Consider the following 12,898-nt stretch of genomic DNA (forward strand, 5'->3'; position numbering starts at 1 on the left):
TCCACCAGGCGGCGGTCATCGGCCTGATCGCCGACGTTCAGCGGCAAGGCACCGAAGACACTGCCGGCGGAAACCCGCTGCAGGCCGTTGACGCGAATATCGGAGATGGTGAAGGACTCGGCGTGAACTTCAGCGATCATCAGTGCGGACATGACCGCAGTTAGCAGCAGACGTTTCATGAAGTCCTTTTATTCCAACTGGCAATAAACAACCCGCCGCAAGAAGACGGCAGGTTCGCAATTGAGCGAAGCTTTATAGTCGACCCAGATCGTTGATCAGGGCGAGCAACATCACCCCTACGACCAAACTGATACCGATCTGGACCCCCCAACCTTGCACCCGATCCGACAGCGGACGACCGCGCGCCCACTCGACCAGATAAAACAGCAAATGCCCCCCATCCAGTACAGGAATGGGCAGCAGGTTAAGAACCCCCAGGCTAATGCTCAGGTAGGCCAGGAAATTCAGGAAATCCCCCACGCCGGACTGGGCTGAAGCGCCCGCCACTTTAGCAATGGTTATCGGTCCACTCAAGTTTTTTACCGAGAGCTCCCCGAACAGCATTTTCTTCAGCGATTCAAGGGTCAGCACACTCATGTTCCAAGTGCGGGACAAGCCCTCGCCTACCGCGTCCAGCGGGCCATAGCTCACCTCGCGGAGCATGCTGGCAGGCCATTCGCCACCTTTTACCCCTGCCCCCAGGTAGCCACCGACCGCCTTGCCCTCACCCTTGCGGGCCAGGGTCACCGGCACGTCCAGTGCGGCACCGTCGCGCTCCAGATGCACCATCACCCGGGCATCCGGCCGGGCACGCACATGGTCGACCACTTGCTGCCATTCGCTCACCGCCACGCCATCGAGGGCCAGCAGCTTGTCACCGGTCTTCAGGCCCGCAGCAGCAGCCGGCCCCTTGGGGTCGATCTCGGCCAGCACCGGCGTAATCGCCGGGCGCCAAGGGTGCAGCCCCAGCGACTGGATCGGGTCCGGCTCATCGGCGCCCTTCAGCCAGCTGTCCAGCTTGACCTGCAGCTGCCGCTCGGCAGTAGCGCCCTCGTCGAGCACGCCAACCTGCAAGGTGCCGCTCTCACCCAAACGACGAACCAGTTGCAGGTTGACCGCGGACCAACCGTTGGTCGGCTTGCCGTCGATAGAGACGATTTCCTGACCTGCGGTCAGGCCCGCCGATGCTGCCAGGCTGCCACCATCGACCGCACCGATCACCGGGCGTAGCTGCTGGGTACCGAGCATGGCCAGCATCCAGAAGAACAGGATGGCCAGGAGGAAGTTGGCGATCGGACCGGCAGCAACAATTGCAATACGCTGGCGCACCGACTTGCGGTTGAATGACTGATCCGCCAACGCTGGCGGCACATCGCCCTCGCGCTCGTCGAGCATCTTCACGTAGCCACCCAGCGGGATCGCTGCGACCACGAACTCTGTGCCGTGGCGGTCATGCCAGCGCAGCAATGGCATGCCGAAGCCCACCGAGAAGCGCAGCACCTTGACGCCACAGCGGCGCGCCACCCAGAAGTGGCCGAATTCGTGGAAGGTGACCAGCACACCCAAGGCCACGAGGGTGCCGATAATCATGTAGAGCGCTGTCATGTCCATCTCCGAATGATGTTCAGCGGGCCGGCATCATGCCCGGCCCCCTCACGAAACATGGTGGGCCTGCATCAACGACCGTGACGCCTCAGCCACTCACGGGAAAGCTCCCGGGCCCGCTGGTCGGCGGCGAACACTGCATCCAGCGACGGCAGCGGCACGACGGGCTCCTGGTCGAGCACCTGTTCGATCATACCCGCGATCTCCGGGAAGCGGATACGCCGCTCAAGAAATGCCTCGACTGCCACTTCATTGGCCGCGTTGAGCACGGCGGGCGCACTGTTACCGGCCTCGGCAGCCTGCCGCGCCAGGCGCAGGCAAGGGAACCGCTGTTCGTCGGGCGCCTGGAAATCCAGACGGGCGATGGCAAACAGGTCCAGCGGCGCCACCCCGGAATCGATCCGCTCAGGCCAGGCCAGCGCGTTGGCAATAGGCGTGCGCATGTCCGGGTTACCCAACTGCGCGAGCACCGAACCATCCACATAGTCGACCAGGGAGTGGATCACGCTCTGCGGATGCACCACCACCTCGACCTTGGCCGGCACGGCATCGAACAACCAGCAGGCCTCGATCAGCTCAAGCCCCTTGTTCATCATGCTGGCCGAATCCACGGAGATCTTGCGCCCCATGGACCAGTTAGGGTGCGCACAGGCTTGCTCTGGGGTCACATCCAGCAACGCCTCGACCGGCGTCTCGCGGAACGGGCCACCCGAGGCGGTCAGCAGGATCCGCCGCACACCTACGGCGCTCAAGCCACGGGCGTAGTCACCCGGCATGCACTGGAATATCGCGTTGTGCTCGCTGTCGATTGGCAACAGCACAGCGCCACTGCGCCGCACCGCGTCCATGAACAGCGCGCCGGACATGACCAGGGCTTCCTTGTTGGCCAGCAACACCTTCTTGCCCGCCTCGACAGCCGCCAAGGTAGGGCGCAGGCCCGCCGCACCGACAATGGCAGCCATCACGGCGTCCACTTCCGCTGCCGAGGCCACCTGGCAAAGCCCGGCCTCGCCCTCCAGCACTTCGGTAGCGCAACCGCCCGCAGCCAGGCCTTCGCGCAGCCGCACGGCCGCCTCGGCGCTCGGCACCACGGCGAACGCCGGGCGATGACGCACGCACAGGGCCAGCAACTCATCGATACGCGAATAGCCGCTGAGCGCAAACACCTGGTACCGATCGGGATGGCGCGCAATCACATCCAGCGTGCTCAGGCCGATGGAACCGGTGGCCCCGAGCACGGTAATACGTTGCGGGCGACTCACATCACACCCCATTCGGCAGCCCACAGCAGCACCGCGAAGATCGGGATCGCTGCGGTAAGGCTGTCGATACGGTCGAGCACACCGCCATGGCCGGGCAGCAGGTTGCTGCTGTCCTTGATACCGGAACGGCGCTTGAACATGCTCTCGGTCAGGTCACCGACCACCGAAGACATGACCAGCAACGCGGCGCCCAGCAGGCCCAGCAAGAGCTGACCAAAGCCCCAGTCGCGGCTGATGCCGACACCCAGGGTAATCAGCAGGCTGACGGCCAGGCCGCCATACACGCCTTCCCAGCTTTTGCCAGGGCTGACCTGTGGTGCGAGCTTGCGCTTGCCAAACGCCCGGCCAGAGAAATACGCGCCGATGTCGGCAGCCCAGACCAGCACCATGACCGAGAGGATCAGCCAGTTGCCCAGTGGCCAGTGCTTTAGCAGCACCAGGCCCTGCCAGGCTGGCAGCAGCACCAGCAGGCCAATCAGCAACCGACAGGCTGCACTGGCCCACAACTCGCTGCTGCGCGGATAAGTAAGCACCAGCCAGGTAGCCAGGCCCCACCAGATCACCGCAGCGCCCAAGACCCAGGGTGCCAGCTCCGGAAGGATGTACAGCAACATCAGCGCCCCAGCGACCACCAAGGCATAGGCGATGCGCAGCGGCTGAGCCATCAACCCGGCCAGGCGCGCCCACTCCCAGGCACCGAGGGTGACCACGAAGCCGATGAACAGGGCGAAATCCCCACCGTTGAGCAGGAAGAAGCCGCCCAGCGCGATCGGCAGCAGGATCAGCGCAGTAATGATGCGTTGTTTAAGCATTAAGCACGAGCTCCAGCCTCGACCTGCTCGCTGGTCTTACCGAAGCGGCGCTGGCGCGAAGCGAAATCGGCCAGGGCATTGCGCATGGCCTCGTGTTTGAAGTCCGGCCAGTACAGGTCGGAGAAATACAGCTCGGCGTAGGCCAGCTGCCACAACAGGAAATTGCTGATGCGGTGCTCACCACCGGTGCGAATGCACAGGTCCGGCAGCGGTAACTCGCCGGTTGCCAGGCAGGTCTGCAGCAGACCCGGGGTGATGTCTTCCGGGCGAAGGTGCCCGGCTTGCACTTCCCGCGCCAGCCGCTGTGCGGCCTGAGCGATGTCCCACTGGCCGCCATAATTGGCTGCGATCTGCAGGATGAAGCGGTTGTTGCCGGCGGTCAGCGCCTCGGCCTCGCGCATGGCGGCCTGCAATTCAGGATGGAACCGCGAACGATCACCGATGATGCGCAGGCTGATGTTGTTCTCGTTGAGGCGCTTGGCCTCGCGGCGCAGGGCCGAGAAGAACAGCTCCATCAGCGCACCCACCTCTTCGGCGGGGCGCTGCCAGTTTTCACTGGAGAACGCAAACAGGGTCAGCACCTCGACCCCGGACTTGGCACAGACTTCGATCACCGCGCGAACGGCGTCTACACCCGCCTTGTGCCCGGCAACGCCGGGCAGCAGGCGCTTTTTCGCCCAGCGGTTGTTGCCATCCATGATGATCGCGACATGACGCGGCACCGAGGACGGTGCCGCCAACTTGGACTTTTCCATTAAAAAACCCCGGCCTTAGACGGCCATCAGGTCCTTTTCCTTGGCTTTGTACGCAGCATCAACTTCGGCAATGAACTTGTCGGTCAGCTTCTGGATCTCGTCCGCGGCACGACGTTCTTCGTCTTCGCTGATTTCCTTGTCCTTGGTCAGCTTCTTCAGATCACCCAAGGCATCACGGCGCACGTTGCGCACAGCTACCTTGGCGTCCTCGGCCACACCACTGGCCTGCTTGGTGTAACCCTTGCGGGTTTCCTCGGTCAGGGCCGGCATCGGGACACGGATAGTGGTACCGGCGCTGGACGGGTTCAGGCCCAGGTCGGAGGTGAGGATGGCCTTTTCGATGGCAGCGCTGAGGTTCTTGTCGTGAGCGACGATCTTCAGGGTGCGGGCATCTTCGACGGTGATCGCGGCGACCTGGTTCAGCGGCATTTCGCTGCCCCAGGCAGTGACCTTGACGGTATCCAGGATGCTTGGGTGAGCGCGACCGGTGCGGATTGCCGCCAGGTTGCGAGCCAAGGCCTCGAGGGACTTGCCCATGCGGTCCTGGGCGTCTTTCTTGATATCGTTGATCATTTTTGAACTTCCTCGATCAGGGTTCCTTCCGCGCCGCCGTGCACGATGTTCAGCAGGGCGCCGGGTTTGTTCATGTTGAAGACGCGCAGCGGCATCTTGTGGTCGCGGCACAGACAGATTGCCGTCAGGTCCATCACACCCAGCTTGCGATCCAGCACTTCATCGTAGGTCAGATGATCGAACTTCTCGGCATGCGGGTCCTTGAATGGATCTGCAGTGTATACACCATCGACCTTGGTTGCCTTCAATACCACGTCGGCATCGATTTCGATGGCGCGCAGGCAGGCGGCGGAGTCGGTGGTAAAGAACGGGTTGCCGGTACCGGCAGCAAAAATCACCACTTCCTTGGCGTTCAGGTGGCGCATGGCCTTGCGGCGATCATAGTGATCGGTCACGCCAACCATGGAAATAGCCGACATGACAATGGCGGTGATGTTCGCCCGCTCCAGCGCGTCGCGCATGGCCAGGGCGTTCATTACGGTCGCCAGCATGCCCATGTGGTCACCGGTGACGCGGTCCATGCCGGCTGCACTGAGCGCCGCACCACGGAACAGGTTGCCACCGCCGATCACCAGGCCTACCTGAACACCGATGCCAACCAGCTGGCCGACTTCCAGCGCCATGCGATCCAGGACTTTCGGGTCGATCCCGAACTCTTCCGAGCCCATCAGGGCCTCGCCGCTAAGTTTGAGTAGAATGCGTTTATAGCGAGCCTGATGACCACTGCCCTGCTGAGCCATTGCGAATCTCTCCTGCGGCGTTTGTAAAAAATTCTGGCAGGCTGCTTGAGCCCGCGTGTAACTCTAACGTGACGCAGCAACTGCGTCAGCGAGTAGCGGTCTCGTAAACCGCTCCCGCTTTGACAAAGAGGCTGCGCGCGTGAGCGGGCAGCCTCTTTGGGGCGACAGACGACGCTGTCTTACTGCTTGGCAGCAGCCAGCTGGGCAGCAACTTCTTCAGCGAAGTTGTCGACCGGCTTCTCGATGCCTTCGCCTACTTTGAAGTAGGTGAACGAAACGATTTCAGCACCGGCCTTCTTGGCCAGCTCGCCGACTTTGACTTCCGGGTTCATGACGAAGGCTTGCTCTTTCAGCGAGGCTTCGGCCTTGAACTTGGTGATACGGCCGTTGATCATGTTCTCAACGATGTTTTCCGGCTTGCCGGCGATCTTGTCGGCGTTCAGCTGCAGGAAGACATTCTTCTCGCGCTCGATGGCCTCGGCGGAGATTTCCGACGAATCCAGGAACTCCGGGTTCGACGCTGCAACGTGCATGGCGATGTTCTTGGCCAGCTCGACATCGCCGCCTTTCAGAACAACAACGGCACCGATCTTGTTGCCGTGCAGGTAAGCACCAACAACGTCACCCTCAACGCGCACCAGGCGGCGGATGTTGACGTTTTCGCCGCACTTGGCGACCAGGGCTTCACGGGCTGCTTCGCGCGAAGCGATCAGCGGTGCAGCGTCGGTCAGCTTCTGGGCGAAGGCTTCTTCGAGGCTTTCGGCTACGAAGTTCTTGAAGTCGTCTTGCAGGGCCAGGAAGTCGGTCTGCGAGTTGACTTCCAGCAGAACGGCGGCTTTGCCGTCGGTCTTGACGGCGATAGCGCCTTCAGCAGCGACGTTGCCAGCCTTTTTGGCGGCCTTGATGGCGCCCGAGGCACGCATGTCGTCAATGGCTTTTTCGATGTCGCCGCCGGCCTTTTCCAGGGCCTTCTTGCAATCCATCATGCCTTCGCCAGTACGCTCGCGCAGTTCTTTTACCAGCGCTGCAGTAATTGCTGCCATTTCAAAATCCTCTTGGAAAGTTTTTCAACCATTCCACCCGCTCGTCACGGGCGTTAAATTCTGCAAATCCGCTGTTTTCATTTCAGCGGGCCCATGATGCGGGGCCGATGCTGACAGCAGGATTTCAAGGTGGCAAAAAGGGGGCAGAGCCCCCTTTTTGCGTGCCAAGTAGACGCTAGCGCCTAATTACTCAGCAGCAGGTGCAGCCGCTTCTTCAGCGTAGACTTCAGTGCCACCGGCAACGTTGTTGCGGCCGCGGATGACTGCGTCAGCCATCGAAGTCATGTACAGCTCGATAGCGCGGATGGCGTCATCGTTACCCGGGATGATGTAGTCAACACCTTCAGGGCTGCTGTTGGTATCGACAACGCCGATTACCGGGATGCCCAGCTTGTTGGCTTCGGTGATCGCGATGCGCTCGTGATCAACGTCGATAACGAACAGAGCGTCTGGCAGACCGCCCATATCCTTGATGCCGCCCAGGCTGCGATCCAGTTTTTCCAGGTCGCGGGAGCGCATCAGGGCTTCTTTCTTGGTCAGCTTGGCGAAAGTGCCGTCTTCGGCCTGGGTTTCCAGGTCGCGCAGACGCTTGATCGAAGCGCGGATGGTCTTGTAGTTGGTCAGCATGCCGCCCAACCAACGGTGGTCAACGTACGGCGAACCGCAACGAGCTGCTTGCTCGGCGACGATCTTGCCGGCGGAACGCTTGGTGCCGACGAACAGGATCTTGTTCTTGCCCTGGGCCAGGCGCTCTACGAACGACAGAGCGTCGTTGAACATTGGCAGGGTTTTTTCCAGGTTGACGATGTGGATCTTGTTACGCGCACCGAAAATGTACTTGCCCATTTTCGGGTTCCAGTAACGGGTCTGGTGGCCGAAGTGCACACCGGCCTTCAGCATATCGCGCATATTGACTTGGGACATGATAGTTCCTTGATAAGTCGGGTTGGGCCTCCACGTATCCCAATGACCAACCCGCGAATTTCGCAACTCGGGGCACCCAGGTCATCGTGTCGACACGTGTGTGGGTTTATGTGCTGACGGGGTCGACCCCGAAAGCGGCGCATTTTATACCACAGACCGCGAGCGAACGGAACCCGAATACTGTTGCGTCCGTCAGCGGCTTTTGCAGCACCCGCGCTTTCGCGCCAGAATGCCAACCATAGACAGCAGCCTGGCCGCCTTTATCCCGACCGATCGGCGCCACGCTCTGCTAGAATCCGGCCTTTCCCGTTTGTTCGCGCCGTATACGACGCCGTAGAGAGCCTGTAATGACCGTCACCATCAAGACTGCAGAAGACATCGAGAAGATGCGCATCGCCGGCCGCCTGGCCGCTGAAGTGCTGGAAATGATCGAAGAACACGTCAAGCCCGGTATCACCACCGAAGAACTCGACCGCCTGTGCCATGACTATATCGTCAACGTCCAGCAGGCCATCCCGGCACCGCTCAACTACAAGGGCTACCCGAAGTCGATCTGCACCTCGATCAACCATGTGGTCTGCCACGGCATCCCCAACGACAAGCCGCTCAAGGACGGTGACACGCTGAACATCGACGTCACCGTGATCAAGGACGGCTACCACGGCGACACCAGCCGCATGTTCCATGTCGGCACCGTACCGGTGTGGGCCGAGCGCCTGTCCAAGGTGACCCAGGAGTGCATGTACAAGGCCATCGAGCTGGTCAAGCCAGGTTGCCGCCTGGGCGACATTGGCGAGGTGATCCAGAAGCACGCGGAAAAGAACGGGTTCTCGGTGGTACGCGAGTTCTGTGGCCACGGCATCGGCAAGGTGTTCCACGAAGAGCCGCAGATCCTGCACTACGGCCGCGCCGGCACCGGCATGGAGCTGAAAGAAGGCATGACCTTCACCATCGAGCCGATGATCAACCAGGGCAAGGCAGACACCAAGGTGCTGGGCGACGGCTGGACCGCCATCACCAAGGACCGCAAGCTCTCGGCCCAGTGGGAGCACACCCTGGTGGTGACCGCGACCGGCTACGAGATCTTCACCCTGCGCAAGGACGACACCATCCCGCGCGTCTCGGCCTGACCGCACTCCGATAGGCCACCCCACGACAGGAACGTGACGCGATGCCCCAGGTGGACCCCGAGCTGTTCGACCGCGGCCAGTTCCAGGCGGAACTGGCCCTGAAGGCGAGCCCTATCGCCGCCTTCAAGAAAGCCATCCGCCAGGCTGGCGAGGTACTCGACAAGCGCTTTCGCAGCGGCGGGGAAATCCGCCCGCTGATCGAAGCCCGCGCCTGGCTGGTCGACAATATCCTGCAGCAAGCCTGGAACCAGTTCGACTGGGGTGACCAGAGCGGCATCGCCCTGGTCGCGGTGGGCGGCTACGGGCGCGGCGAGCTGCACCCGCATTCGGACATCGACCTGCTGATTTTGCTGGGCGCCGCCGAGCACGAGCAGTACCGCGATGCCATCGAGCGCTTTCTCACCCTGCTGTGGGACATCGGCCTGGAAGTAGGCCAGAGCGTGCGCACCGTCGACGAGTGCGCCGAACAGGCTCGCGCCGACCTGACGGTTATCACCAACTTGATGGAAAGCCGCACCATTGCCGGCCCCGAGGCCCTGCGCCAGCGTATGCTGGAGGCAACCAGCACCGCACATGTGTGGCCGAGCAAGGACTTCTTTCTGGCCAAGCGCGCCGAACTCAAGGCCCGCCACCACAAGTACAACGACACCGAATACAACCTCGAACCCAACGTCAAGGGCTCGCCAGGTGGCCTGCGCGACATTCAGACAGTGCTGTGGGTGGCACGCCGCCAGTACGGTACCTTGAACCTGCACGCGCTGGCCGGCGAAGGCTTCCTGCTGGAAAGCGAGAATGAGCTGCTGGCCTCGTCCCAGGACTTCCTGTGGAGGGTGCGCTATGCCCTGCACATGCTGGCCGGGCGCGCCGAGGACCGCTTGCTGTTCGACCACCAGCGCAGCATCGCCGCACTGCTGGGCTACAGCGACGAGAACCCGAAGCGGGCAATCGAGCAGTTCATGCAGCAGTACTACCGGGTGGTGATGAGCATCAGCCAGCTGTGCGACCTGATCATCCAGCACTTCGAGGAGGTCATCCTCGCCGACGATGACAGCGGCACTACCCAACCGCTGAATGCGCGCTTCCGCCTGCATGATGGCTATATAGAGGCCACCCACGCGAATGTGTTCAAGCGCACACCATTCGCCATGCTGGAAATCTTCGTGCTGATGGCCCAGCACCCGGAAATCAAGGGCGTGCGGGCCGATACCGTGCGCCTGCTGCGCGAGCACCGGCACCTGATCGACGACACCTTCCGGACCGATATCCGCAACACCAGCCTGTTCATCGAGCTGTTCAAGTGCGAAATCGGCATCCACCGCAACCTGCGGCGGATGAACCGCTACGGCATCCTTGGCCGCTACCTGCCGGAGTTCGGCCTGATTGTCGGGCAGATGCAGCACGACCTGTTCCACATCTATACGGTCGATGCACACACCCTCAACCTCATCAAGCACCTGCGCAAGCTGCAGTACACGCCGGTGTCCGAGAAATTCCCGCTGGCCAGCAAGCTCATGGGCCGCTTGCCCAAACCCGAGCTGATCTACCTGGCAGGCCTGTACCACGACATCGGCAAGGGCCGCCAAGGTGACCACTCCGACCTGGGCGCGGTAGATGCAAAGAAGTTCTGCGAACGCCACCAGTTGCCCGCCTGGGACAGCCGGCTGATCGTGTGGCTGGTGCAGAACCACCTGGTCATGTCGACCACCGCCCAGCGCAAGGACCTGTCCGACCCGCAGGTGATCAACGACTTTGCCTTGCACGTGGGCGACGAGACACGCCTGGACTACCTCTACGTACTGACCGTGGCCGACATCAACGCCACCAACCCCAGCTTGTGGAACTCGTGGCGGGCCAGCCTGCTGCGCCAGCTCTACACCGAGACCAAGCGTGCCCTGCGCCGCGGCCTGGAAAACCCGCTGGACCGCGAAGAGCAGATTCGCCAGACCCAGTCGTCAGCGCTGGACATCCTTGTGCGCGAGGGCACCGACCCGGACGACGTGGAGCAGTTATGGTCGCAGCTGGGCGATGACTACTTCCTCAAGCACACCGCCGCCGACGTGGCCTGGCACACTGACGCGATCCTGCAGCAGCCGGCCGATGGCGGGCCACTGGTACTGATCAAGGAAACCACCCAGCGCGAGTTCGAGGGCGGTACGCAGATCTTCATCTATGCCCCCGACCAGCACGACTTCTTCGCCGTGACCGTGGCCGCCATGTCACAGCTGAACCTGAACATTCATGATGCGCGGATCATCACCTCGAGCAGCCAGTTCACACTCGACACCTATATCGTGCTGGACAACGACGGCGGCTCGATCGGGGACAACCCGCAGCGGGTGAAACAGATACGCGACGGCCTGACCGAGGCACTGCGCAACCCCGAGGACTACCCGACCATCATCCAGCGCCGGGTACCACGCCAGCTCAAGCACTTCGACTTCCCGCCGCAGGTCACCATCCTCAACGATGCCCAGCGGCCGGTGACCATCCTCGAGATCACCGCACCCGACCGCCCCGGCCTGCTGGCCCGGCTGGGGCGGATATTCCTGGAGTTCGACCTGTCGCTGCAGAACGCCAAGATCGCCACCCTCGGCGAGCGGGTGGAAGACGTGTTCTTTATTACCGATGCCGACAACCAGCCGCTGTCCGACCCGCAATTGTGCAGCCGCCTGCAGGAAGCCATCGTGCAGCAGCTACAGGCCGGCCAGGGAAGCGACGCTGGCCCGACCCGCGTGACCTTTTAACGATTAGACGATTGACGAGACCTAGCGCCGATGAACCATGCCTTGACCCAGCTTCAGCCTTACCCGTTCGAAAAGCTCCGCGCCCTGCTTGGCAGCGTGAAGCCCGCGGCGGACAAACGCGCAATCGCCCTGTCGATCGGCGAGCCGAAGCATGAATCGCCGGCATTCGTCGCCCAGGCCATGGCCGACAACCTCGACAAGCTGGCGGTATACCCTAGCACCATCGGCCTGCCAGCCCTGCGCCAGGCCATCGGCCAGTGGTGCGAGCGGCGTTTTGGCGTGCCGGCCGGCTGGCTGGACGCCGACCGTCACATCCTGCCGGTCAACGGTACCCGTGAAGCGCTGTTCGCTTTCACCCAGGCCGTGGTCAATCGCGCCGATGACGGCCTGGTAGTCAGTCCCAACCCGTTCTACCAGATCTACGAGGGTGCTGCGCTGCTGGCCGGCGCTACCCCGCACTATTTGCCGTGCCTGGAAAACAACGGTTTCAACCCCGACTTCGACGCCGTGCCGGCCGACGTGTGGAAGCGCTGCCAGATCCTGTTCCTGTGCTCGCCGGGCAACCCCACCGGTGCGCTGGTGCCGATGGAAACCCTGAAGAAACTGATCGCCCTGGCTGACGAGTACGATTTCGTGATCGCCGCCGACGAGTGCTACAGCGAGCTGTACTTCGACGAGGATGCACCACCACCTGGCCTGCTGACCGCCTGCGCCGAACTGGGCCGCAGCGACTTCAAACGCTGCGTGGTGTTCCACAGCCTGTCCAAGCGCTCCAACCTGCCGGGCCTGCGCTCGGGCTTCGTGGCGGGCGACGCCCAGATCATCAAGCCGTTCCTGCTGTACCGCACCTACCACGGCTGCGCCATGCCGGTGCAAACCCAGCTGGCCAGCATTGCTGCGTGGCAGGACGAGGCGCATGTGCGCGAAAACCGCGACCAGTACCGCGCCAAGTACGATGCCGTGCTGGACATCCTGCAGCCGGTGCTGGACGTGCAACGCCCGGACGGCAGTTTCTACCTGTGGGCCAAGGTGCCGGGTGACGATGCCGCGTTCACCCGTGACCTGTTCGAAGCCCAGCATGTGACCGTGGTGCCAGGGTCGTACCTGTCACGTGAGGTGGATGGCGTGAACCCGGGCGCCGGGCGCGTGCGCATGGCGCTGGTGGCACCGCTGGCCGAATGCATCGAGGCGGCTGAACGCATTCGCGCTTTCCTGCAAACCCGCTGATTGAAGCAGGGGGGCGCTTTGCGCCCCTTTCGCGACACAAGGCCGCTCCTACAGGGGAATGCGTACTCCTGTAGGAGCGGCCT

The 12,898-nt window shown here is 62.4% G+C and carries 11 protein-coding genes and 1 pseudogene; 3 read left to right on the plus strand and 9 right to left on the minus strand.

The features are described 5' to 3' along the window. The 9 genes and pseudogenes from ACQKPZ_RS27290 to rpsB all read right to left on the minus strand — a co-directional run. A pseudogene (locus ACQKPZ_RS27290) lies at positions 1-179 on the minus strand (POTRA domain-containing protein); the annotation flags it as partial. Positions 180-252: 73 nt separating this feature from the next. Further along, entirely contained in the window at positions 253-1,605 is a 1,353-nt protein-coding gene (gene rseP, locus ACQKPZ_RS27295) for an RIP metalloprotease RseP (RefSeq protein ID WP_427544265.1), read from the minus strand. Positions 1,606-1,676: 71 nt separating this feature from the next. Further along, positions 1,677-2,867 carry a 1-deoxy-D-xylulose-5-phosphate reductoisomerase gene (ispC, locus tag ACQKPZ_RS27300; RefSeq protein ID WP_427544268.1) on the minus strand — a complete coding sequence of 397 codons (1,191 nt, stop codon included), beginning with the start codon at positions 2,865-2,867 and terminating at the stop codon, positions 1,677-1,679. Beyond that, positions 2,864-3,679: a phosphatidate cytidylyltransferase gene (locus tag ACQKPZ_RS27305; RefSeq protein ID WP_016712932.1), complete on the minus strand. Its 816-nt coding sequence runs from the start codon at positions 3,677-3,679 to the stop codon at positions 2,864-2,866. The genes ispC and ACQKPZ_RS27305 overlap by 4 nt, the downstream gene beginning before the upstream one ends. Beyond that, positions 3,679-4,434, minus strand: coding sequence for a polyprenyl diphosphate synthase (gene uppS / locus ACQKPZ_RS27310; protein ID WP_016712933.1), 756 nt, complete (start codon positions 4,432-4,434; stop codon positions 3,679-3,681). Before uppS ends, ACQKPZ_RS27305 begins: the two co-directional genes overlap by 1 nt. 15 nt (positions 4,435-4,449) lie before the next feature. Further along, positions 4,450-5,007, minus strand: coding sequence for a ribosome recycling factor (gene frr / locus ACQKPZ_RS27315; RefSeq protein WP_391130138.1), 558 nt, complete (start codon positions 5,005-5,007; stop codon positions 4,450-4,452). Beyond that, on the minus strand, positions 5,004-5,747 hold the full coding sequence (gene pyrH / locus ACQKPZ_RS27320; protein WP_009686950.1) for a UMP kinase: 744 nt from the start codon (positions 5,745-5,747) through the stop codon (positions 5,004-5,006). Before pyrH ends, frr begins: the two co-directional genes overlap by 4 nt. Positions 5,748-5,926: 179 nt before the next feature. Then, positions 5,927-6,790 carry a translation elongation factor Ts gene (gene tsf / locus ACQKPZ_RS27325; protein ID WP_264362027.1) on the minus strand — a complete coding sequence of 288 codons (864 nt, stop codon included), beginning with the start codon at positions 6,788-6,790 and terminating at the stop codon, positions 5,927-5,929. 186 nt (positions 6,791-6,976) lie between these two features. Then, positions 6,977-7,714, minus strand: a complete 738-nt coding sequence (gene rpsB, locus ACQKPZ_RS27330; protein WP_003252287.1) for a 30S ribosomal protein S2 — start codon at positions 7,712-7,714, stop codon at positions 6,977-6,979. Between the two features lie 347 nt (positions 7,715-8,061). On the opposite strand from rpsB, the gene map reads away from it, so the two are divergent. Genes map through dapC form a run of 3 tightly spaced genes read left to right on the plus strand, consistent with a single transcriptional unit; the run spans position 8,062 to position 12,815 of the window. Further along, on the plus strand, positions 8,062-8,844 hold the full coding sequence (gene map / locus ACQKPZ_RS27335) for a type I methionyl aminopeptidase (protein WP_391130144.1): 783 nt from the start codon (positions 8,062-8,064) through the stop codon (positions 8,842-8,844). A 41-nt stretch (positions 8,845-8,885) separates the two neighbouring features. Continuing rightward, a complete protein-coding gene (locus tag ACQKPZ_RS27340) occupies positions 8,886-11,588 on the plus strand; it encodes a [protein-PII] uridylyltransferase (RefSeq protein ID WP_427544271.1) in 2,703 nt (900 codons plus the stop codon). Between the two features lie 30 nt (positions 11,589-11,618). Beyond that, on the plus strand, positions 11,619-12,815 hold the full coding sequence (dapC, locus tag ACQKPZ_RS27345; protein ID WP_427544274.1) for a succinyldiaminopimelate transaminase: 1,197 nt from the start codon (positions 11,619-11,621) through the stop codon (positions 12,813-12,815). Positions 12,816-12,898: the final 83 nt, after the last annotated feature.

Source organism: Pseudomonas sp. NPDC089547, from assembly GCF_050280665.1.
GTDB lineage: Bacteria > Pseudomonadota > Gammaproteobacteria > Pseudomonadales > Pseudomonadaceae > Aquipseudomonas.